Annotated in this window: 14 protein-coding genes; 5 read left to right on the top strand and 9 right to left on the bottom strand. The window is 71.2% G+C overall.

Annotated elements, in window-relative coordinates:
- The first annotated feature begins 190 nt into the window (after positions 1-190).
- From tkt to pgl, 5 genes are read left to right on the top strand one after another with little or no spacing between them, the layout of a single operon-like run.
- Complete coding sequence (gene tkt / locus E5082_RS08125) at positions 191-2,278, top strand: transketolase (RefSeq protein ID WP_135790576.1); 2,088 nt, start codon at positions 191-193, stop codon at positions 2,276-2,278.
- 34 nt (positions 2,279-2,312) lie between these two features.
- On the top strand, positions 2,313-3,431 hold the full coding sequence (gene tal / locus E5082_RS08120) for a transaldolase (RefSeq protein ID WP_135790575.1): 1,119 nt from the start codon (positions 2,313-2,315) through the stop codon (positions 3,429-3,431).
- A 1-nt stretch (position 3,432) separates the two neighbouring features.
- On the top strand, positions 3,433-4,971 hold the full coding sequence (gene zwf, locus E5082_RS08115; RefSeq protein WP_135790574.1) for a glucose-6-phosphate dehydrogenase: 1,539 nt from the start codon (positions 3,433-3,435) through the stop codon (positions 4,969-4,971).
- Complete coding sequence (gene opcA, locus E5082_RS08110) at positions 4,968-6,077, top strand: glucose-6-phosphate dehydrogenase assembly protein OpcA (protein ID WP_135790573.1); 1,110 nt, start codon at positions 4,968-4,970, stop codon at positions 6,075-6,077. The genes zwf and opcA overlap by 4 nt, the downstream gene beginning before the upstream one ends.
- Positions 6,074-6,856 (top strand): 6-phosphogluconolactonase, encoded by a 783-nt coding sequence (pgl, locus tag E5082_RS08105; protein WP_130340320.1) that lies wholly within the window; start codon positions 6,074-6,076, stop codon positions 6,854-6,856. Before opcA ends, pgl begins: the two co-directional genes overlap by 4 nt.
- A gap of 52 nt (positions 6,857-6,908) precedes the next feature.
- Here pgl and E5082_RS08100 read toward each other — a convergent pair whose 3' ends face one another.
- The 9 genes from E5082_RS08100 to E5082_RS08060 all read right to left on the bottom strand — a co-directional run bounded on the left by E5082_RS08100 (position 6,909) and on the right by E5082_RS08060 (position 22,464).
- Positions 6,909-11,747: a DUF3320 domain-containing protein gene (locus E5082_RS08100; protein WP_135790572.1), complete on the bottom strand. Its 4,839-nt coding sequence runs from the start codon at positions 11,745-11,747 to the stop codon at positions 6,909-6,911.
- A gap of 239 nt (positions 11,748-11,986) precedes the next feature.
- Positions 11,987-13,633: a glucose-6-phosphate isomerase gene (gene pgi, locus E5082_RS08095; protein WP_135790571.1), complete on the bottom strand. Its 1,647-nt coding sequence runs from the start codon at positions 13,631-13,633 to the stop codon at positions 11,987-11,989.
- A 76-nt stretch (positions 13,634-13,709) separates the two neighbouring features.
- The gene (locus E5082_RS08090; protein ID WP_135790570.1) at positions 13,710-14,978 is read right to left on the bottom strand and encodes an MFS transporter; all 1,269 of its coding nucleotides are present in this window, start codon (positions 14,976-14,978) and stop codon (positions 13,710-13,712) included.
- A gap of 123 nt (positions 14,979-15,101) precedes the next feature.
- A complete protein-coding gene (locus tag E5082_RS08085; protein WP_003957010.1) occupies positions 15,102-15,437 on the bottom strand; it encodes an RNA polymerase-binding protein RbpA in 336 nt (111 codons plus the stop codon).
- Between the two features lie 250 nt (positions 15,438-15,687).
- Positions 15,688-15,924, bottom strand: coding sequence for a preprotein translocase subunit SecG (secG, locus tag E5082_RS08080; protein WP_030809737.1), 237 nt, complete (start codon positions 15,922-15,924; stop codon positions 15,688-15,690).
- 123 nt (positions 15,925-16,047) lie between these two features.
- Complete coding sequence (gene tpiA / locus E5082_RS08075) at positions 16,048-16,824, bottom strand: triose-phosphate isomerase (protein ID WP_135790569.1); 777 nt, start codon at positions 16,822-16,824, stop codon at positions 16,048-16,050.
- Between the two features lie 6 nt (positions 16,825-16,830).
- Positions 16,831-18,042, bottom strand: a complete 1,212-nt coding sequence (locus E5082_RS08070; protein ID WP_135790568.1) for a phosphoglycerate kinase — start codon at positions 18,040-18,042, stop codon at positions 16,831-16,833.
- A 135-nt stretch (positions 18,043-18,177) separates the two neighbouring features.
- Positions 18,178-19,188: a type I glyceraldehyde-3-phosphate dehydrogenase gene (gene gap / locus E5082_RS08065; RefSeq protein ID WP_135790567.1), complete on the bottom strand. Its 1,011-nt coding sequence runs from the start codon at positions 19,186-19,188 to the stop codon at positions 18,178-18,180.
- Positions 19,189-19,485: 297 nt separating this feature from the next.
- Positions 19,486-22,464, bottom strand: coding sequence for a M14 family metallopeptidase (locus E5082_RS08060; RefSeq protein WP_135790566.1), 2,979 nt, complete (start codon positions 22,462-22,464; stop codon positions 19,486-19,488).
- Between the last annotated feature and the right edge of the window lie 142 nt (positions 22,465-22,606).

The following is a 22,606-nucleotide window of genomic DNA, read 5'->3' as shown; positions in this document are numbered from 1 at the left end:
GCCAAGCGGCTTCCGGGCCGGTCGGGAGGCGGATCGCGACGAGTCCCGGCAGTCTGGAATGACTCGAAAAACGCACGTCCCCTCGGGGGTAGGCTCGACAACGGCCGGTGGACACCAGTGCATCGGCGGCCGGCGGGCGCCACGCGCCGCGAACCGGCGACCAACATGTGGAGAGGAGCCCTGACCCAGGGTGAGCACCAAGCCGACCACCACAGACCTTGAGTGGACCGAGCTGGACCAGCGGGCCGTGGACACCGCCCGGGTCCTGGCCGCCGACGCCGTACAGAAGGTCGGCAACGGCCATCCCGGCACGGCGATGAGCCTGGCCCCGGCCGCCTACACCCTCTTCCAGAAGGTGATGCGGCACGACCCGGCCGACCCGCAGTGGGTGGGCCGCGACCGCTTCGTGCTGTCCGCCGGTCACTCGTCCCTGACCCTCTACACGCAGCTCTACCTGGCCGGCTTCGGCCTGGAGCTGGACGACCTGAAGTCCTTCCGCACCTGGGGCTCGAAGACTCCGGGCCACCCGGAGTACGGGCACACCAAGGGCGTCGAGACCACCACCGGCCCGCTGGGCCAGGGTGTGGCCAACGCGGTGGGCATGGCGATGGCGTCCCGCTTCGAGCGGGGCCTGTTCGACCCCGACGCGCCCGAGGGCACGTCCCCGTTCGACCACTACATCTACTGCATCGCCGGCGACGGCTGCCTCCAGGAGGGCATTTCCCACGAGGCGTCCTCCCTCGCGGGCCACCAGAAGCTCGGCAACCTGGTCCTGCTGTGGGACGACAACCACATCTCGATCGAGGGCGACACCGAGACCGCCGTGTCCGAGGACACGATGAAGCGGTACGAGGCGTACGGCTGGCACGTCCAGCGCGTGGAGCCCAAGTCCGACGGCGACCTGGACCCGGAGGCGATCTACGCGGCGATCGAGAAGGCCAAGGCGGTCACCGACCGGCCGTCCTTCATCGCCATGCGCTCGATCATCGCCTGGCCCGCCCCGAACGCCCAGGACACCGAGGCCGCGCACGGCTCGGCCCTCGGTGACGACGAGGTCGCGGCCACCAAGCGCGTCCTCGGCTTCGACGAGACCCAGAGCTTCGCCGTCGCCGACGAGGTCCTCGACCACACCCGCGGCGCCCTGGAGCGCGGCCGTCGGGCCAGGGCGGAGTGGGAGAAGGGCTTCCAGGTCTGGCGCGAGAACAACCCGGACCGCGCGGCCGAGTTCGACCGCATCAGCGAGGGCGCCCTGCCGACCGGCTGGGAGCTGAAGATCCCGGTCTTCGAGACCGGCAAGAGCGTGGCCACCCGTGCCGCCTCCGGCAAGGTCCTCCAGGCGCTCGGCCCGGTCATCCCCGAGCTGTGGGGCGGCTCCGCCGACCTCGCCGGGTCGAACAACACGACCATCGACAAGGACAGCTCCTTCCTCCCGGCGGGCAACCCGCTGCCGGAGGCGAACCCGTACGGCCGCACGATCCACTTCGGCATCCGCGAGTTCGCCATGGCCGCCGAGATGAACGGCATCACCCTGCACGGCAACACCCGCGTCTACGGCGGCACGTTCCTCGTGTTCTCCGACTACATGCGCAACGCCGTCCGCCTGTCGGCGCTGATGCACCTGCCGGTGACGTACGTGTGGACGCACGACTCGATCGGTCTCGGCGAGGACGGCCCGACCCACCAGCCGGTGGAGCACCTGGCCGCGCTGCGCGCGATCCCCGGTCTGAACGTGGTCCGCCCGGCGGACGCCAACGAGACCGCGACCGCCTGGCGCGAGGTGCTCAAGCGCTGGACCAAGGAGTTCGGCAAGGGTGCCCCGACCGGTCTGGTGCTGACCCGCCAGGGCGTGCCGACGTACGAGCCCAACGACGACGCCGCGCGTGGCGGTTACGTCCTGTTCGACGCCGAGGGTGGCGAGCCGCAAGTGATCCTGATCGCCACCGGTTCCGAGGTGCACGTCGCCGTGGAGGCGCGCGAGCAGCTCCAGGCCGAGGGCGTGCCCACCCGGGTGGTCTCGATGCCGTCGGTGGAGTGGTTCGAGGAGCAGGACCAGGGGTACCGGGATTCCGTGCTGCCGCCGTCGGTCAAGGCCCGCGTCGCCGTGGAGGCGGGCATCGGTCTGACCTGGCACAAGTACGTGGGTGACGCCGGCCGCATCGTTTCCCTGGAGCACTTCGGCGCGTCCGCGGACGGCAAGGTCCTGTTCCGCGAGTACGGCTTCACTCCGGAGAACGTGGCCGACAAGGCGCGGGAATCCCTCGCCGCTACGCAGCGCTGACGCCCGTAAACGACACGTAGGAGATGCAATTTCCATGACAGACGCACTCAAGCGCCTCTCCGAGGAAGGCGTGGCGATCTGGCTGGACGACCTGTCGCGCAAGCGGATCACGTCCGGCAACCTCGCCGAGCTGATCGACCAGCAGCACGTCGTGGGCGTCACCACCAACCCCACGATCTTCCAGAAGGCGATCTCGCAGGGCGACGGCTACGACCAGCAGCTCACCGACCTCGCCGCGCGTGAGGTCACGGTCGAAGAGGCCATCCGCATGATCACGACGGCGGACGTCCGTGACGCCGCCGACATCCTGCGCCCGGTCTTCGACGCCACCGGCGGCAAGGACGGCCGGGTCTCCATCGAGGTCGACCCGCGTCTGGCGCACAACACGCGCGCCACGCTGGCCGAGGCCCGCCAGCTCGCCTGGCTGGTGGACCGCCCGAACACGCTGATCAAGATCCCGGCGACCGAGGCGGGTCTGCCGGCCATCGCGGAGACGATCGGCAACGGCATCAGCGTCAACGTCACGCTGATCTTCTCCCTCGAGCGGTACCGCAAGGTCATGGACGCGTACCTGACCGGCCTGGAGAAGGCCAAGGAGCGCGGCCTGGACCTGTCCAAGATCCACTCCGTGGCGTCCTTCTTCGTGTCCCGCGTGGACTCCGAGGTCGACAAGCGGCTGAACGCGATCGGCACCGACGAGGCCAAGGCGCTGCGCGGCAAGGCCGCCATCGCCAACGCGCGCCTGGCATACCAGGCGTACGAGGAGGTCTTCTCCACCGACCGCTGGAAGGCGCTGGAGAAGGCGGGCGCCAACAAGCAGCGTCCGCTGTGGGCGTCGACCGGCGTGAAGGACCCGGCGTACCCGGACACGATGTACGTCACCGAGCTGGTCGCGCCGAACACGGTCAACACCATGCCGGAGGCCACCCTGGAGGCGGTCGAGGACCACGGTGAGATCACCGGTGACACGGTGACCGGCACCTACGAGCAGGCCCGTGCCGACCTCGACGCCATCGAGCGGCTCGGGATCTCCTACGACGACGTCGTCCAGGTGCTCGAGGACGAGGGCGTGGACAAGTTCGAGGGGTCCTGGAACGACCTGCTCAAGTCGACCGAGGCGGAGCTGAAGCGCCTCGCCCCCTCGGAGGGCTGATTTGTCACCCCTCAACGGTTCCGGAGCGAACCCGCTTCGTGATCCCGCGGACCGACGGCTCCCGCGCATCGCGGGGCCGTCGGGCCTGGTGATCTTCGGCGTCACCGGCGACCTGTCCCGCAAGAAGCTGATGCCGGCCGTCTACGACCTGGCCAACCGCGGTCTGCTGCCGCCGGGCTTCTCCCTGGTGGGCTTCGCCCGCCGCGACTGGGAGGACGAGGACTTCGCGCAGGTCGTGCACGACGCGGTCAAGGAGCACGCGCGTACGCCGTTCCGCGAGGAGGTCTGGCAGCAGCTCATCCAGGGGATGCGCTTCGTCCAGGGCACCTTCGACGACGACGAGGCGTTCGAGCGGCTGCGCTCCACCATCGACGAACTGGACAAGCAGCAGGGCACGGGCGGCAACTTCGCCTTCTACCTGTCGGTGCCGCCGGGCGCCTTCCCGGTCGTGATCCAGCAGCTCAAGAAGAGCGGTCTGGCCGACCAGTCCAAGGGCTCCTGGCGCCGCGCGGTGATCGAGAAGCCGTTCGGCCACGACCTGAAGTCGGCCGAGGAGCTGAACAAGGTCGTGCACGAGGTGTTCGAGCCGGACCAGGTGTTCCGGATCGACCACTACCTCGGCAAGGAGACCGTCCAGAACATCCTGGCGCTGCGCTTCGCCAACACGATGTTCGAGCCGATCTGGAACCGGTCCTACGTCGACCATGTCCAGATCACCATGGCCGAGGACATCGGCATCGGCGGCCGTGCCGGGTACTACGACGGCATCGGCGCCGCCCGTGACGTCATCCAGAACCACCTCCTCCAGCTGCTGGCGCTGACCGCCATGGAGGAGCCGTCCTCCTTCGGCGCGGACGCGCTGGCCAGGGAGAAGACCAAGGTGCTCGGTGCCGTACGGCTGCCGAAGGACCTGGGCGCCGACACCGTGCGCGGGCAGTACGCGGCCGGCTGGCAGGGCGGCGAGAAGGTCATCGGCTATCTGCAAGAGGACGGCATCGACCCCGAGTCGAAGACCGACACCTACGCGGCGCTGAAGCTGGAGATCGACAACCGCCGCTGGGCGGGCGTCCCCTTCTACCTGCGCACCGGCAAGCGGCTGGGCCGCCGGGTCACCGAGATCGCGGTGGTCTTCCAGCGGGCGCCGCACTCCCCGTTCGACCACACGGCGACCGAGGAGCTGGGCCAGAACGCGATCGTCATCCGGGTCCAGCCCGACGAGGGCATCACGGTCCGCTTCGGCTCCAAGGTGCCGGGCACCTCGATGGAGATCCGGGACGTGTCGATGGACTTCGCCTACGGCGAGTCCTTCACCGAGTCCAGCCCCGAGGCGTACGAGCGGCTCATCCTGGACGTGCTGCTGGGCGACGCCAACCTCTTCCCGCGCACGGAGGAGGTCGAGCTGTCCTGGAAGATCCTCGACCCGGTCGAGGAGTACTGGGACGAGCACGGGCGGCCCGCGCAGTACAAGTCGGGCACCTGGGGCCCGGCCGAGGCCGACGAGATGCTCGCGCGAGACGGACGGAGCTGGCGCCGGCCATGAAGATAGACCTGACCGACACCACCGCCGGTGAGATCAACAAGGCGCTGACGGAGGGCCGCCGCGCCATCGGCACGCCCGCCGTGGGCATGGTGCTGACCCTCGTCATCGTCACCGACGAGGAGAACGCCTACGACGCGCTGCGGGCGGCGACCGACGCCTCGCGGGAACACCCCTCGCGCACGCTGGTCGTCATCCGCCGGGTCTCACGCACCCCCCGCGACCGCACCACCTCCCGCCTGGACGCCGAGGTGCGGGTGGGCGCGGATGCGGGCGCCGGGGAGACGGTCGTGCTGCGGCTGTACGGCGAGGTGTCCGACCACGCCGACTCGGTGGTGCTGCCGCTGCTGCTCCCGGACGCGCCGGTGGTGGTCTGGTGGCCGGTGGACGCCCCGCTCGACCCGGCCGAGGACCCGCTGGGCGCGCTGGCGCAGCGCCGGGTCACCGACACCTACGCGGCCGAGCAGCCGGTGCGTGAGCTGGCGGCGCGTGCGGAGACGTACGCGCCGGGCGACACCGACCTGGCGTGGACGCGGATCACGCCGTGGCGGTCGATGCTGGCGGCGGCCCTGGACCAGGTGGACTGCGAGGTGCGGTCCGTCGAGGTGGAGGGCGAGGAGTTCAACCCGAGCTGCGAGCTGCTGGCCATGTGGCTGGCGGACCGGCTGGGCGTGCCGGTGCAGCGGTCGCTGTCCTCGGGTCCGGGTCTGACGGCGGTCCGGATGGAGACGACGTGCGGGCCGGTCGTGCTGGACCGGGCGGACGGTTCACTGGCGAACCTGTCCATCCAGGGCCAGCCGGGCCGTGCGGTGGCGCTCCAGCGCCGGGACACCGCCGAGCTGATCGCGGAGGAGCTGCGCCGGCTCGACCCGGACGACACCTACGCGGCGGCCCTGCGCTACGGCGTGGAGCGGCTGTCCGCGGGCGCGGAGGCGGTGGCGACGCTGGACGGCGTTCCGGCCGGGCCCACGGAGAAGGCCGCGGACAAGGCCGCGGAGGACGAGGCGGTCGCCGAAGTGGCTGTCGCCGAGTCCGAGGCGGGCACCGAGGAGGGCGAGGCCGAGCGGCCCACCCCGAACTCCCTCGCGAGGAAGGCGGCGTCGAAGTGAGCACTCCGCAACTGGTCGTGCACCGCGACAAGGAACTGATGGCCGAGGCCGCCGCCGCGCGGCTGATCACCAAGATCGTGGACGCCCAGGCGTCGCGCGGTCACGCCTCGGTGGTCCTCACCGGTGGCCGCAACGGCAACGGTCTGCTGGCCGCGCTGGCCAAGGCGCCCGCGCGGGACGCGATCGACTGGGGCCGCCTCGACCTGTGGTGGGGCGACGAGCGCTACCTCCCCGAGGGCGACCCGGACCGCAACTACACGCAGGCCCGCGAGGCCCTGCTGGACTCCGTACCGCTGGACCCGGCGCGGGTGCACCCGATGCCCGCCTCCGACGGGCCCTACGGTGCGGACGTGGACGCGGCGGCCGCCGCGTACGCGGCGGAGCTGGCCAAGGCGGCCGGTCCCGAGGACCACGCCGAGGTGCCGGAGTTCGACGTGCTGCTGCTGGGCGTCGGCCCGGACACCCATGTGGCGTCGCTCTTCCCGGAGCTGCCCGCGGTGCGGGAGACCGAGCGCACCGTGGTGGGTGTGCACGGCGCGCCCAAGCCGCCGCCGACCCGGACCTCCCTGACGCTGCCCGCGATCCGCGCGGCGCGTGAGGTGTGGCTGCTGGCGGCGGGCGAGGACAAGGCCGAGGCGGTGGCGATCGCGCTGTCCGGCGCGGGCGAGGTGCAGGCCCCGGCGGCCGGTGCCCGCGGCCGGGCGCGGACGCTGTGGCTGCTGGACTCGGCGGCCGCGGCGGACCTGCCGCGGTCGATGTATCCGCCGGCTTCACCGTGAGCTGAGCGCGGGGAAAGGGGCGGCGGGGATTCCCCGCCGCCCCTTTCGTGTGTCAGCGGGCGGCGCTCACCTGGTCCGGACCGCCCTGGAGCCGTCCGGCCCCGCGGAGTTCCGCGATGTCGGCGGCGAGCCGGTCCCGGATGTCCTTGCCGGTGCGCCGCCAGCCGAAGAACTCACAGGTCTGCTTGATGAGTTCGTCCTCGGTCATGCCGGGGCACTCGGCGGCCAGCTCGTACAGCGCCACATGGCGCTCGCCGGGCGCGATGTGCACGACCTTGCGGGGTGTGTCGCCCTCGCGGGGGTGACGGGCCTTCAGCGGGCCGGGGTCCGCGAGCGCGTAGAAGCCGTCGTCCGACGCGATCGTCCGCGAGCGCACCAGGGCGTCGGCGACCGCGCGGACATTGTCCCGGATACGGCTGCCGGCCCGGCCGACGCCCCAGGCCTCCCGCGCCCGCTGCACCAGCAGGTCCTCGTGGACGGGGCCTTCGGCCTCGACGATCCGGACCAGCACCTCGCGCAGCGCGGGCCGTGCCTCGGCGGTGTGCAGTTCGTGGCGCGGGGCGACGGTGACCACACCGGGGGCGTACGGCGCGCTCCACTCCCGTCCGGTGCCGAGGTCGACGGGAACGCGCTCCGGCGGGGTCTCGACGGACCGGGTGCGCTGGCCGGGCACGGTGGCGAGGGGCGCCGGGCCGGTCACCGTGGTCAACGGGCCGTCGGCCACGGCCTGTTCTACGGCCTCGCGCAGCCGGCGTTCGGCCGCCGCCCGGCCCCGGTACCAGTCGGTGCCCCAGATGCGGTGCAGCTTCCAGCCGAGCCCGGCCAGCACCTGCTCGCGCAGCCGGTCCCGGTCACGGGCGGCCTTGGACGAGTGGTACATCGCGCCGTCGCACTCGATGCCGAGCGCGTACGCGCCGGGCCGCTCGGGATGGCGTACGCCCAGGTCGATGCGGTACCCGGCGACGCCGACCTGCGGCTGGACCCGGTAGCCCCAGCCGCGCAGCACGGCGAGGACGGACTCCTCGAAGGGGCTGTCGGGCTCGGCGTCGGACTGGACGACGTCACGGGCGAGGACGGCGGGGCCGTTCTCGGCGTACTCCAGATAGCGCTTGAGGTACTGCACGCTTTCGTTGGCGCTGTCGGCCAGGCTGGTGCCCCGGAAGGAGGAGACGACCTCCATGCGGAAGCGGGCGCGGGTGACCGCCACGTTGAGGCGCCGCCAGCCGCCGTTCTTGTTGATCGGGCCGAAATTGAGGCCGAGGCGGCCGTGCTCGTCGGGGCCGTAGCCGATCGACATGATCATCACATCGCGCTCGTCGCCCTGCACCGACTCCAGGTTCTTCACGAAGAACCCGTCGAGCCGGTCCTCGGTGAAGCAGTGGTCGAGGTCGGGCCGGGCGAGCCGGGCCTGCTGCACGGCCAGGTCAATGGCGGAGGCCTGCGCCTGTGACAGCGCGACGACACCGAGGGTTCTGCCGGGCCGGGTGTCGAAGTGGTGCAGCACCCGCCGTGCCACGAACTCGGCCTCGGCCCGGTTGTCCCGGCGCCCGCCCCGGTCGTAGACACCGTCGGCCGCCAGGAACGCCACGCCCACGTCCTCGCCCTCGGCCACCGCGCCGGGGAAGGTGATCATCGAGTTGGCGTAGAACTCGCGGTTGCTGAAGGTGATCAGGTTCTCGTGACGGCTGCGGTAGTGCCAGCGCAGGGGCAGCTCGCGCATCGCGCCCGCCTTGCAGGCGTGCAGCAGGGACTCGAAGGAGTCGGGCAGGTCCTCGGCGTACTCGTCGGAGTCGTCGTCCACCGCGGAGTCGAAGAAGGAGGTCGGGGGGAGCTGCTTGTCGTCACCGGCGACGATGAGCGTGCGGCCCCGGTAGATGCAGTTCACGGCATCGCTCGGCCGCACCTGGGACGCCTCGTCGAACACCACCACGTCGAAGTGGAAGTCGGGCGGCAGGAACTGGCTGACGGTCAGCGGGCTCATCATGAAGCAGGGCTTGACCGCCTGGACGACCTCGCGGGTGCGGCCCAGCAGTTCGCGCACCGGCATGTGCCGGGTCTTCTTCTCGGCCTCGCGGACGATGACGGCGCCGCCGCCCCCGGCGAAGTTGCGCGGGCGCCGCTTGTTGCACGCCTCCGTCACCGCCCCGCCCGCCGCGGCGACCAGGCGCAGGTCGGCGGCGCGGAAGTCGGCCACTCGGGTGTCCAGGTCCTCGGCACGGGTGCTGCGCAGCCGGGGGTCGGTCGCGAGCAGGTCGTCCGCCCAGGCCCGCAGCACCGCCTGCTCGGCCACCTCGGGCAGCCGCTCCGGGTCGAGTCCGCGCTCGGCGGCACTGGCCACCAGCGTGTCGGCGCCGTGCCGGGCGAGCACGGCTACCCCGCCGACATGGGTGTGCCAGACCTCGGGTCCCTGCGGGTCGTCCAGCAGGGCGTCGACGGCCCGGCCGGCCTGGTCGAGGGGGCCGAGCAGGGCGGGCGAGAGCTGGGTGCGGCGGGCCGTGTCGAACTGGCCGAGCAGCTCGGTGACGGCCGCGTTCCAGCGCGTGGCGCGGGCGGTGGCGGCGGCGCACCAGGCGGCGAGGGCGCCCTGGATCTGGTCCGCGAGCAGCGTGGGCAGCGGGTCGGGGTCGGCGTCGGCGGCGAGGCGGTCGGCCAGCAGGGCGGACCGCTCGGCCGGGGCGCCGAGCACCGCGACACGGTCGGCGGTGGCGAGGGCCCGGTCGGTGTCGGCGCAGGCCGGGAGGGTGCTCGGGGTGTACGGGCCCAGGAGTTCCCGGTGGGTCTCGGTGAGCCGGGCGACCTCGGCGGCGGTCCGGTGCCAGGCGAGGGCGTCGTCCAGCCGGGTGAGGAGGGCCTTGTCCCAGGTGCCGGTGCGGGTGAGGGCGGTGAGCTGCTGCCGGTCGGCCTTGTACTGCGCGGAGAAGCGGGCCATCAGCCCCTTGTGCTGCTCCCCGAACCGGGTGACCAGTTCCGGGAGTCCGGGCTCCGCGAGCACCTGCTCCCCGAACACGTCGGCGGCGGCCGCGCGGGCCCGCTCCTCGGCGTCGAGGGCGCTACGCAGCTCCCCGGCGGCGGTGTGGGCACGGCGCAGCGTGCCGGCGTCGAACCAGTCGCGCGGCGGGCGGTGACCCGCGGTGGTGAGCCCGGCCAACTCGCACAGGGCGAACGCGGCCTCGGGCCGGTCCGGCTTGGGCATCCCGAACAGGTCGGCGAGCTGGGCGGTCTGGGCGGTGATGTCGTCGGGCAGCGTGCCGTCGGCCGGTGCCGCGGTGCCGGGCAGCCCGGCGGTGAGGGTACGGACGAGCTGCTGGAGCTCGCGGACCGTGCGGGGCTCGTCCACGGTGACGGCGAAGGGACGGCGTCCGGCGGCGGTGACCAGGGCGCCGAGGGCGTCGGCGGCCTCGTCCACGGCCTGGTGCGGGGCGGTGCCGGTCAGACCTCGCCAGGCGAAGGCGTCCCCCTCGGCCGCCGGGCGCCAGGCACGGGCGACGGCACCGGCGGCGGCCAGCAACTCCTGGAGCGCGGCGGCGCTCAGGGTGCGCGCGGCCTTGGCGTTGCGCGCGCCGAGCGGGAGCTGCGGCGTTCCGGCCTGCTCCAGCAGGACCAGCCGGCCCAGGACGTCGTGCAGGGTGCGGCCGAGGGGGTCGCGGGTCTCGTTCATCGCGGCCGCGTAGCCGGACAGCTCCTCGCGCAGGGCACGGGCGCGCTCCAGCTCGTGGGCGGCGGCGCCGGTGACACGGGCCTCGGTGGTGAGCACCCGCGCGAGCTCGGTGGCCACCGCCTTCTTACTGGTGTCGCCACTGTGCAGCGCCATCACGAAGTCACCGAGTCCGACCGCGCCCAGGCGGTTGCGCACCACGTCCAGGGCGGCGGCCTTCTCGCTGACGAACAGCACACTGCGGCCGGCGTGCATGAGCGCGGCGATCAGGTTGGTGATGGTCTGGCTTTTGCCGGTGCCGGGCGGCCCGCTCATCACGAAGGACCTCCCGTCCAGCGCGGCCGCCACGCACTGCCGCTGTGAGGCGTCCGCGTCGAGCACGAGCGGGGTGCGCTCGGGGAGCTGGACCTCGTCGATCCGGTCGAGGCCGGGCGGCTCGAAGTCGACCAGGTCGGCGGGGAGCCCGGCATCGGGGCCGAGAGCGACGGCGCGGACCAGCGGGTGGGCGAGGATCTGCTCCTCGTTCTGCTGGAGGTCCTGGTACATCGCCTCCCGGTGGGAGGCGAACAGCCCGAGCACCGCCCGCTCCCGCACTTCCCAGCCGTCCAGCCGGGCGGTGACCTTCCGGGCGGCGGCGAGCACCGCGGCGGGGTCGGCTGCGTCGGTGCCGGTGACGGCCGACCAGTCGACACCGAGCCGGTCCGCCTTCACGGCGAGCGCCGGGTTGTGGATGCGTTCCTGCCCCTCGGCCGGGTGGAGGCGGTAGCGGCGATTGCCGTCCCGGCGCAGCTCCACGGGGACGAGGAGCAGCGGGGCGGCGCTGCTCTCGTGCGCGCCGGGCTCGCGCCAGTCGAGCATGCCGATGCCGAGCCAGAGCACCCAGAGGCCGTAGTCGTTGAACATCTGGCCGGACTTCTGGCGGAGTTGGTACAGCGAACTGTCCAGCGCGGCCTGGGTGGTCTTCTGGGTGACCAGTCCGGGCCGGGAGCGCCGGGCAGAGCCGGTGTCGCCCGCTTTGGCGAGCTCCACTCCGGTCTCCCGCTCGGTGACGGGGGCGAACTCCCAGCCCTTGGCCAGCTCCGCGAGCAGGGCGGCCGGGTCCGGTGCGGTGATCTCCAGGGTGGCGGTCCTGGTGTGCCGGAAGTTCAGCAGCCGGTTGCGGCCGCCCATGTCCAGCAGAGAGTTCCGCCATCCGTCGAGCACGGCCTTCAACAGGGTGTGCGGCTGATGGGCCATGTGGTGGGTACCTCCCGGAGCTGCGCAGGGATGACCACCCTCTCCGGCCCCCTGGAGGTATCTCCCTATCAGGTGCGTTCCGCCACCACACCGAAGATCGACAACCCGATATGGATCTGTTGTGAAATTACCGGGGAACTCTTGCGCGGTCGGCGTGCCTTCGCTTGACCGGTGGCGACCGACTCTTTCGGGGGGCGGGCGCGGCGACCCGAACCGGCCGCGCCCGCCTCACGAACGGGTCAGCCGCCCATCTTCCGATACTCGGCGACCAGCGCCCGCGTGGACGGGTCGAGGCCGGGCACGTCCGCGCCTTCGGTCAGGGCGGGTTCGATGCGCTTGGCCAGGACCTTGCCCAGCTCGACGCCCCACTGGTCGAAGGAGTCGATGTTCCAGACCGCGCCCTGGACGAACACCTTGTGCTCGTACAGCGCGATGAGCTGCCCCAGCACGGACGGGGTCAGTTCCGGCGCCAGGATGGAGGTCGTCGGGCGGTTCCCCGGGAAGGTCTTGTGCGGGACCAGTTCCTCCGGCACCCCCTCCTCCCGGACCTCCGAGGCGGTCTTGCCGAAGGCGAGGGCCTGGGTCTGGGCGAAGAAGTTGGCCATCAACAGGTCGTGCTGAGCCTTCAGTTGATCGCTCAGCTCGTCCACCGGGCGTGCGAAGCCGATGAAGTCCGCCGGGATCAGCTTCGTGCCCTGATGGATCAACTGGTAGTACGCGTGCTGCCCGTTGGTACCGGGCGTGCCCCACACCACCGGCCCGGTCTGCCACTCCACCGGCCTGCCGTCCTTCTGAACGGACTTGCCGTTGGACTCCATGTCCAACTGCTGCAAGTACGCCGTGAACTTCGACAGGTAGTGGCTGTACGGCAGGACCGCGTGCGACTGGGCGTCGAAGAAGTTGTTGTACCAGATCCCCAGCAGGCCCAGCAGCAGCGGCGCGTTCTCCTTGGCCGGAGCGGTACGGAAGTGCTCGTCCACGGTGTGGAAACCGTCCAGCATCTCCCGGAAACGCTCCGGACCGATCGCGATCATCACCGACAGGCCGATCGCCGAGTCCAAGGAGTACCGGCCGCCGACCCAGTCCCAGAACTCGAACATGTTGTCGACGTCGATACCGAACGCGGTGACCTTCTCCGCGTTCGTCGACAGCGCCACGAAGTGCTTCGCCACGGCCTTGTCGTCACCGAGCGCGTCCAGCAGCCAGGTACGCGCCGACGTCGCGTTGGTGATCGTCTCGACCGTCGTGAACGTCTTCGACGCCACGATGAACAGCGTCTCCGCCGGGTCCAGGTCCCGCAACGCCTCATGCAGATCCGCGCCGTCCACGTTCGACACGAACCGCACCGTCAGGTCACGGTCGGTGAAGGCACGCAGCGCCTCGAACGCCATCGCCGGACCCAGATCGGAACCGCCGATACCGATGTTGACGATGTTCTTGATCCGCTTGCCGGTGTGACCGGTCCACTCACCCGAGCGGACCCGGTCGGCGAAGCCGCTCATCTTGTCCAGCACCGCGTGCACGGCCGGGACCACGTTCTCCCCGTCGACCTCGATCACCGCGTCCCGAGGGGCGCGCAGCGCGGTGTGCAGCACCGCACGGTTCTCGGTCGTGTTGATCCGCTCGCCACGGAACATCGCGTCCCGCTGCCCGAACACATCCGTGGCCACGGCCAGTTCGCGCAGCAGCCGCAGCGCCTCGGCGTCCACGAGCTGCTTGCTGTAGTCGATGTAGAGGTCCCCGGCCTGGACCGTGTACGTCCGCCCGCGCTCCGGGTCGGCGTCGAACAGCTCCCGCAGGCTCGTCCCGCCGAATCCCTCGCGGTGCTCCTGCAGAGCGGCCCACTCGGGCGTCCGGTTCAGTGCTGTACGGCCTTCTGCGTTCATCTCCGGCTTCCGCCTTCCTTCCTGCGCCTGTCGCCTGTCCTGCCCCGTGTGCCCACTGCGGGACCAACCTAATTGATCACCCGGGGGCCGGGCCGGTGGTGACACCACCCCGCTTCTCGTCCATCGATACGTCCGCCGAACGCGCCGGTATCAGTGCGAGCACCGCGGCCGCGAAGAGGGCGGCCGTGAGGAGCGCGGGGGCGTTGAGGCCGAGGGAAGCGGCGGCGGCACCGCCGAGCAGGGCGCCGAGGGGGGCACCGGCGGTGGAGGCGGTGCGGAAGGCGGCCGAGATGCGGCCGGTCATCGCGGCGGGGGCACGCTGCTGCATCAGCGTCACCTGGTTGACGTTCCACACCATGCCCATCGCGCCGAGCAGCAGCATCCCGGCGATCAGCGCGGCCAACTCCCGTACGGAGCCCAGGAGGAGCAGTGCGCCGGTCTGCACGGTGCCGGCCAGCAGCAGGGCCCGCAAGCGGCCGAGGCGGCCCGCCAGACGCTGGGCCAGGAAGCTGCCGGCGATGCTGCCGGCCGAGTAGGCGGTCATGGCGGCCGCGTATCCGGCGTTCCCCGCGTGCAGCCAGCCTGTGACGTGCAGGACGAGGGTGGCGATCAGGGCGCCCATGCCGATGTTGCACAGCAGGGTGGCTCCGCAGATCGCGCGCAGCGCGCGGTCCCGCCAGAGTTGCCGCAGCCCCTCCCCTATGTCGGCGCGCAGGGTGGCGCCGGGCGGGCGCGGTTCACGTGAGGGTGTCCCGATGCGCAGGGAGGCCACGAGGGCGGCGCCCAGCAGGTAGGTGACGGCGTCGGCCGCGTAGGGCAGGAACGCCCCGGCCGTCAGCAGCAGCGGCACCAGGGGTCCGCCGAGCAGCCCGCCGGCCAGCTGCTGACCGGTCATCAGGCGGGCGTTGGCGCTGCCCAGGGACTCCGGCCGGACCACGGAGGGCAGCAGGGCGGTCGCCGCGTTGTCGAACAGGGTCTGGAGTGCGGTGAGGGAGAAGGCGAGCGCGATCAGCAGCGGGATCGAGGCGTGGCCGAGAGCCACCGCGAGGGCGAACGCGGCGACGAGCAGCCCGCGTGCCATGTCCACGGCCCACATCGCGCGGCGTTGGTCCACCCGGTCGGCCACCGCGCCGCCCAGCAGGCCGAACAGCAGCCAGGGCACATAGCCGCAGGCGGTCACGGCGACGACGGCGAGCGGATCGTCGGTCAGCCGCACGGCGAGCAGCGGCAGCGCGGCCGTACGGAGCGCGTCGCCGAAGCGGGAGAGCACGGCGGCGCTCCACAGCCGCCCGAATCCCCCGCGCCACGCGGGCGTTGCCCCCTGCACCACCTGAGCCGTCGTCATGGCCGTCCCCCCGAGTCGCAGTTACCTCACTCACAGTAGGGGGCACCACTGACAACGGGGTCCGGCCGCGGGACAGGACGGCTCCGGCCGGGCACCCTCTCGGGTCCCGGCCGGTGTCAACTCCTAGATCTCTCCCCGCAGTTTGGCGAGCGCCTCGGCGAGGATCGCCTCACCGTCGGCGTCGCTGCGCCGCTCGCGCACATAGGCGAGGTGCGTCTTGTAGGGCTCGGTGCGCGGCGGGTCCGGCGGGTTGTCCCGGTCCTGACCGGCCGGGAAGCCACAGCGCGGGCAGTCCCAGGTGTCGGGGACCTGCGCGTCGCTGGCGAAGCTCGGCTGGGTCTCGTGCCCGTTGGAGCACCAGAAGGAGATGCGCAGACGCGGGGCGGACTCGCCGCGCTCGGCCTCGCCCATCGGCCCCGCACCGACCCGGCTTCCCCGGATCGCGTTGCCACTTGCCACGGTCGTAACTCCCTGCGTGATGGTGCCGCGAAGCAGGTCGGCCTATCGCTTCGCCGCGAGCGCCTCAGTCTACGTAAGGCCCAACGCGCGTCCAGTGATGGGAGGTACCGCCTCCGCCCAGACGCAAGCCCCATGATAGGCCGCGCTCGTGAGCGCGTACCGAACATGGGGCCTTACGTGTGGAATCTATGCACTTGTGGGACGTGCTGGGCATTGCGGCTGTACGCGCGGCCCCGCCTCGGCGGTCCGGTCAGCCGCTCGACTTCATGAGCAGGCCGAGCACGATGATCGAGGCGAACCAGAGCACGGCGATCACGACCGTGATGCGGTCGAGGTTGCGCTCGGCGACCGAGGAGCCGCCCACGGAGGACTGCATGCCACCACCGAACATGTCGGAGAGGCCGCCGCCCTTCCCCTTGTGCATCAGCACCAGCAGCATCAGCAGCAGGCTGAAGACGATCAGGGCGATCGAGAACCCCAAAACCACGGCTGGACCAACTTCCTCGGATTCGGACGGACGGATTGAGCTGGACGGACGGGGGCACGGCACGACGGCCATGCCCCCGCAAGAGTACGACGTATCGCCGCTACCGCCTACTCGCGGACCGGATCACTGATCGCGGAACCGCACGATCTTGACGAACTCGTCGGCGTCCAGCGACGCGCCGCCCACCAGGGCGCCGTCGATGTCCGGCTTGGCCATGATCTCGGCGACGTTGCCGGACTTCACCGAGCCGCCGTACTGGATGCGGATCTTGTCGGCGATGTCCTGGGAGTACAGCTCGGCGAGCTTGCCCCGGATCGCGCCGCAGACCTCCTGCGCGTCGTCGGAGCCGCAGACCTTGCCGGTGCCGATGGCCCACACGGGCTCGTAGGCGATCACGACGTTCTCGGCCTGCTCGGCCGGGACGTCCTTCAGGCCGCCCTCGACCTGGGCGAGGGTGTGGTCGACGTGGTTCCCGGCCTCGCGGACGTCCAGCTCCTCGCCGACGCACAGGATCGGGGTGAGGCCGTTCTGGAAGGCCGCCTTGACCTTGGCGTTGACCACGTCGTCGGTCTCGTGGTGGTACTGGCGGCGCTCGGAGTGGCCGGCGAGCACGTAGGAGCACTTGAGCTTGGCCAGCATCGAGCCGGAGATCTCGCCGGTGTAGGCGCCCGACTCGTGCTGGGAGACGTCCTGGGCGCCGTACTTGATCTTGAGCTTGTCGCCGTCGACCAGGGTCTGCACAGAGCGCAGGTCGGTGAAGGGCGGCAGGACGGCGACCTCGACGGCCTCGTAGTCCTTGTCGGCCAGGGCGAAGGCGAGCTTCTGGACGTGCGCGATGGCCTCGAGGTGGTTGAGGTTCATCTTCCAGTTGCCCGCCATGATCGGCGTGCGAGTGGTCATGCGGGGTCAGTCCTCCAGTGCGGCGAGGCCGGGGAGCGTCTTGCCCTCGAGGTACTCGAGGGAGGCGCCGCCACCGGTCGAGATGTGGCCGAATGCGTTCTCGTCGAAGCCGAGCGTACGCACCGCGGCGGCGGAGTCGCCGCCGCCGACGACGGTGAAGCCGTCGCAGTCGACGAGCGCCTGGGCGACCGCCTTGGTGCCCTCGGCGTAGTCGGGGTGCTCGAAGACGCCCATCGGACCGTTCCAGAAGACGGTCTCGGCGTCGCCGAGCTTCGAGGCGTACAGCTCGCGGGTCTTCGGGCCGATGTCCAGGCCCTCCTGGTCGGCGGGGATCTTGTCCGCGTCGACCACGGTGTGCTGCGAGGGGGCCTTGGTCTTCAGGTCCGGGAACTCCGGGGAGACCAGGACGTCGACGGGCAGGACCAGCTCGACGCCGTTCTTCTCGGCGCGCTCCATGTACTCCTTGACGGCCGGGATCTGGTCCTCCTGGAGGAGGGAGATGCCGACCTCGTGGCCCTGCGCCTTGAGGAAGGTGTAGGCCATGCCGCCGCCGATGAGCAGCCGGTCGGCCTTGCCGAGCAACTGGTCGATGACGGCGAGCTTGTCGGAGACCTTGGCACCGCCGAGGACGACGACGTAGGGGCGCCGGACATCGTCGGTGAGCTTCTTCAGGACGCCGACCTCGCGCGCGATCAGGTAGCCGGCGTAGTGCGGCAGCCGGGCCGGGAGGTCGTACACGGAGGCGTGCTTGCGGTGCACCGCGCCGAAGCCGTCGCCCACGTACACGTCCGCGAGGGCGGCCAGCCGGTCGGCGAACTCGCCGCGCTCGGTGTCGTCCTTGGAGGTCTCACCGGGGTTGAAGCGCAGGTTCTCGACGACAGCGACCTGGCCGGGCTCCAGTCCGTCGACCGCCGCTTGGGCGGCGGGGCCGACGGTGTCCTCGGCGAAGGCGACCGGGGTGCCGAGGAGTTCGGCGAGACGCTCGGCGACGGGCAGCAGCGAGAAGGCCGGGTCCGGCGCGCCCTTGGGACGGCCCAGGTGGGAGGCGACGACCACCTCGGCGCCCGCGTCCGCGAGGGCCTTGATGGTGGGCACGACGGCACGGATGCGGCCGTCGTCGGTGATGGTCCCCTCGGCCAGCGGCACATTGAGGTCGGCGCGGACGAAGACCCGCTTGCCGCTCACGCCGTCGGCGAGAAGTTCGTCGATCGTCTTCATTGAGTGGACTCCTGGAGAGGGCTCTTGATGCCCCTGATCGTAAAAGGGCGTGGTCCGTGCGTGAGACAGGGCCCGGACAGCGCGGCCGTGCGCTGCCCGGGCCCTGCTCTCACTTCAAGGTCCTGCGGTGTCGGATCAGAGCTGCTCGCCGACGAAGACCGTGAGGTCCACGAGGCGGTTGGAGTAGCCCCACTCGTTGTCGTACCAGCCGAGGATCTTCACCCTGTTGCCGTCCTGGACCATGGTCAGGGACGAGTCGAAGGTGCAGGAGGACGGGTCGCCGACGATGTCGGAGGACACGATCTCGTCCTCGGTGTAGGACAGGAAGCCCTTGAGCGAACCGTCCTCGGACGCCTTCTTGAACGCGGCGTTGACCTCGTCCTTGGTCACCTCGCGCTGCAGCTCCACGACCAGGTCGGTGGCCGAGCCGGTCGGGACCGGAACGCGCATCGCGATGCCGTCGAGCTTGCCCTTGAGCTGCGGCAGGACCAGCGCGGTGGCCTTGGCGGCACCCGTGGTGGTCGGGATGATGTTCTCGGCGGCGGCGCGGGCGCGGCGCAGGTCCTTGTGCGGGAAGTCCAGGATGCGCTGGTCGTTGGTGTACGCGTGCACCGTGGTCATCAGGCCGCTGACGATGCCGAAGTTCTCGTCCAGCACCTTCGCCATCGGCGCCACACAGTTGGTGGTGCACGAGGCGTTGGAGATGACGTGGTCCTTCGCCGGGTCGTACTTGTCCTGGTTGACGCCCATGACGATGGTGATGTCCTCGTCCTTGGCCGGAGCCGAGATGAGGACCTTCTTGGCGCCGCCGGCCAGGTGCTTGGCGGCGTCGTCGCGCTTGGTGAAGATGCCGGTCGACTCGATGACGATGTCGACGCCCAGCTCGCCCCACGGGATGTCGGCGGGGTTACGCTCGGAGAGCACCTTGATGGTGTGACCGTCGACCGTGAGCGTGTCTTCGGTGTGCGTCACCTCGGCCTTGAGGCGGCCCAGGATGGTGTCGTACTTGAGCAGGTGCGCCGTGGTCGCGGTGTCACCCAGGTCGTTGACAGCCACAACCTCGATCTCCGCACCATGCTCCAGCAGAGCGCGGAAGTAGTTACGCCCGATGCGGCCGAAGCCGTTGATGCCTACGCGGATCGTCACGAACCGATCTCCTCGTTGGTACGCCGGCCATGCGGTGCCGGCGAGCTGTGTTTGGGATGTCCCCGACCACCCACGACCCTACCCCTCCGCGGCCCCTGGGGTGACATCGAGATGGCGCATAAAAGGGCAGGCGTTCCGTACCCGTCAGTAGGGTACGGAACGCCTCGGAACGGCGGTGGATTCACTGCTCTTTGTCATGGAATGACGGGCACCGCCGACGCACTTTTCACTCGTTCGTGAGCGGGTTGGCTCACCTGATGCGGGGGCCTTCCGCGCACCGTTGAGAGGGGGGTTCGCTCACCTGTGGAGTGCGGTGAGCGCCTTGCGGACGAGAGCGGTCCGTTCTGCCGCCGAGGGGACCTGTTCGAGGCCGAATCCGAGCAGCACGGTGTCGTCGGTGGTGACCGCTCCATAGGTCTGGAAGAGGGCGCCGGTGCGGGTCCAGTCCTTCAGCACCGCCGGGCTCCCGGCCGGGGGTCCGGAGGCGCGCCAGGGACCGAGGGAGGACTCGAACCCTTCCGTCTCCTTCGCGTTGCCGCCGAGGACGAGCGAGGCGTCGTCGGCGAGCACGCCGTGGCCGCCGGTGCCGGGGTCGGTGATGTAGGAGAGGGACAGCTCGATCCGCTTGCCCGCGTAGGCGCTCAGGTCGAAGTCCACCCGCTGCCAGCCCGAGGACCGGCCGGTGAGGCTGTGCCACTGCCCGGTGGTCCCGGTGGCGGTGCAGGCGTTGCCCGTGAGGGTGAGGTAGTGCCTCAGCCAGGGGTGCTCCCCGACCAGGAACCCGGCCCCGCACTCGTCGGGCACGGCGTCGGTGGTGGCACCGCCCGCCTCGGGCAGCGTCGTCCAGTCGTCGGCGCCGACGGTGTGGACCTCCACCACCGCGTGGTCGTATCCGCGCTCGGTGTCCCACAGCAGCCGGGTGCCGAACGCTGGCTTCCCGGCGGCACCGACACCGGTGAGGTCGATGGTGCGGGTGAGGCGCTTGTAGGCGTCGTCGGTGTGCACGGCGGCGGCCATGTAGGAGCCCGCGTACGGCCCGTACGGGCTGACGGCACCCGTGAACCGGCCCGCCCCCGCGCTGCGGAACTGGGGGTACGTGGCGGCGGGCAGCTCGTCCGAGGTGACCCCGTAGGCACCGGCCGCGTCGAGCGGGTTGCCCGGTGCGTCGCCGAGCGCGGCGGAGACACCGTTCAGCGCGCCGGTGCCGGTGATGCCGGTGGCTCCCTTGGTGGAGGTCCGGCTGTAGGCGCCCAGGTAGTACTGGCTGAAGTCGTCGGAGAGGTTGCCGCCTCCGAGGTCCACCTCGCCGCCTGCCTGCTCGCCGGCCTCGATCAGCTTGCCGCCCTCGTTGAGGTAGGCGCGCAACTGGAGCTGGGTGGCGTTTCCGGGGCCGTCGGGGCCGGAGTAGTGGACGGCGGTGCGGAAGTGGGCGAGGACGCCGAGGACGTCGGGGGTGCCACGCCGGGCGGTGTCCCACACCAGGGGCCTGCGGCCGGCCGCCTTCAGGGCGTCGGTGTAGGCGCGGGTCCGGGTCGCGGTCGCGCCCTCTTCGGCCACGACGAGGGTGTCGGCGGTGCCCCGGTCGGCGACGGTGTAGGTGAAGTGGCGACTCGCCGTCGCACGGCCCGCTCCCGTGAACCAGACCTCGACCCGGTCGCCGGCTCTGCCGCCGGGCACCTCGGCGCGGTACTGGTCGAAGTGGAGGTTGTCGTCGCCGCCGTAGGTCTCGCCGCCCTTCCACGGGCGCAGGGTGCGCTCATGGGTCCGGCCGCCGTTGACGCGGTACACCAGCCGCTTGTTCCGGACCGCCTTGCGGGCGACGACGGAGACCTGCTGGCCGGTGCCTCGCGCGTAGGAGGTGGTGAAGGTGGCCGGGGTGAAGTCGGGGGCGCCCAGGCCGACCGTGGAGACGGGCCGGTCGGGGTGGGCGGCGGTCTCCGCGACGGAGAGCGCGAACGGCACGTTCTTCTCGAACTCCCGCTGGATCAACCTCTCGTCGTCCGGGAAGGTGAAGACCGAGCGGCAGTCGTCGGGGTTCCAGGCGTCGTCCGGGTCGGACTCGGAGGCGGTCGCGCAGGTGGACATCTCGGGGGTGAACATCGCCATCCCGTTGACGTTGGCGGCCTGCCCGTCCGCCTCGCCGTTGGTGGTGTACAGCTCGGAGGAGACCTGGGAGCGGTAGCCGGGGATCGCCGGCTTCTCGGGGGTGCCGGCCAGCGCCCGGTAGAGGACGTCGTCGGGCGTGTCGGTGGCGACCTGCCAGCCGACGCCGTAGAGGAGCAGCTCGGCGGCGGAGTGGTAGTTGATCCCGTACGCGAACCGGACGCGCTTCTCCAGCGCGTCCAGCGCCCTGGTCTCCGGCTCGGAGTTCGCGCTCGGGCCGCGGTAGGTCTCGCCAGCGGGGCTGGGCGACGAACCCTCGTCGTCGTAGCCCCACTTGTAGCCGAAGTTGCGGTTGAGGTCGACGCCGTCACCGGTGCCGATGACTCCGTCGCCGTTGATGTCGCGCAGGTTCTTCCGCCACAGCCGGGTGCTGGAGTCCTTGAAGGTGTAGTCGTAGCCGTCGGGGTTGGCGGACAGCACGAACCACAGCTCGGTGGTGTCCACGAGCTTTCTGATCCGTTTGTCCGACCGGTAGTTGTCCAGATAGTGGTGCATCAGGCGCCGGGTCATCTCCGGCGTGATCCACTCCCGCGCGTGCTGGTTGGACATGTACAGCACGGCGGGCCGCGAGCCGTCCCTCGCGGTCCGGGCGTTCTTGGTGACCTTGAGCGCGAGGATGTCCTGCCCGCGCACGGTACGGCCGATGGACTCGACCTTGGCGAGGCCGGGGTTCTCCTGCGCGGTCCGCAGGATCTCCTCCTTGAGCCCGCCGCTGCCGCTGTACGGGCGGAACACGCCCTGGGCGGCGGCCGTCAGGCGCTTGTTCGCGCCGCTCGGCAGGGAGTGCTCGGTGAGGCGGACGCCCTGCTCCTTCAGGCCGCGGGCCTGCCGGTCGGTGAGGTAGACCTCGACGGCGGTCCGGCCGCTCACCCCCACCCGCTCCCCCAGCTCATGGGCGTCCTGGCCCGCCCTGAGCAGCAGGGGCACCTGGGCGCGGGTGACCTCGGCCCGGAAGACCTTGACCTCGTTGCCGCTGTCGGCGGGCGCGCTCTCCCGCGCCTGGGCGACGGGCGTGAGGCAGGCCGCCCCGGCCAGCAGCGCCCCGACGGCGAGGACCGCTCTGGCCGCCGGTCTGGCTGCGGGCCGGGCTGCGGGTCTCACTCGGTGTCTCATGAACCCCCCTCGCGGTGGTCCGCCACAGCGGCGAACAGGTTGCCAGGCTCATGTCACCGCATGATCGAGTCAAGAGGGCCCCAAGGACACGCGAAACGCCGGTGCCGACCACCCGAACGGGCGGCGGCACCGGCGTCTGGAC

The sequence above is a fragment of the Streptomyces griseoluteus genome (assembly GCF_004784465.1).
GTDB classification, from domain to species: domain Bacteria; phylum Actinomycetota; class Actinomycetes; order Streptomycetales; family Streptomycetaceae; genus Streptomyces; species Streptomyces griseoluteus.
The sequence above is the reverse complement of the archived record's forward strand: the minus strand, read 5'-3'. Positions and strand labels throughout refer to the sequence as shown.

What these genes read in the sequence shown, in the direction of transcription:
- tal (WP_135790575.1), top strand. Translation starts at nt 2,313, where the DNA reads ATGACAGACGCACTCAAGCGCCTCTCCGAGGAAGGCGTGGCGATCTGG.
- opcA (WP_135790573.1), top strand. Translation starts at nt 4,968, where the DNA reads ATGAAGATAGACCTGACCGACACCACCGCCGGTGAGATCAACAAGGCG.
- E5082_RS08100 (WP_135790572.1), bottom strand. Translation starts at nt 11,747, where the DNA reads ATGGCCCATCAGCCGCACACCCTGTTGAAGGCCGTGCTCGACGGATGG.
- pgi (WP_135790571.1), bottom strand. Translation starts at nt 13,633, where the DNA reads ATGAACGCAGAAGGCCGTACAGCACTGAACCGGACGCCCGAGTGGGCC.
- E5082_RS08090 (WP_135790570.1), bottom strand. Translation starts at nt 14,978, where the DNA reads ATGACGACGGCTCAGGTGGTGCAGGGGGCAACGCCCGCGTGGCGCGGG.
- tpiA (WP_135790569.1), bottom strand. Translation starts at nt 16,824, where the DNA reads ATGACCACTCGCACGCCGATCATGGCGGGCAACTGGAAGATGAACCTC.
- E5082_RS08070 (WP_135790568.1), bottom strand. Translation starts at nt 18,042, where the DNA reads ATGAAGACGATCGACGAACTTCTCGCCGACGGCGTGAGCGGCAAGCGG.
- E5082_RS08060 (WP_135790566.1), bottom strand. Translation starts at nt 22,464, where the DNA reads ATGAGACACCGAGTGAGACCCGCAGCCCGGCCCGCAGCCAGACCGGCG.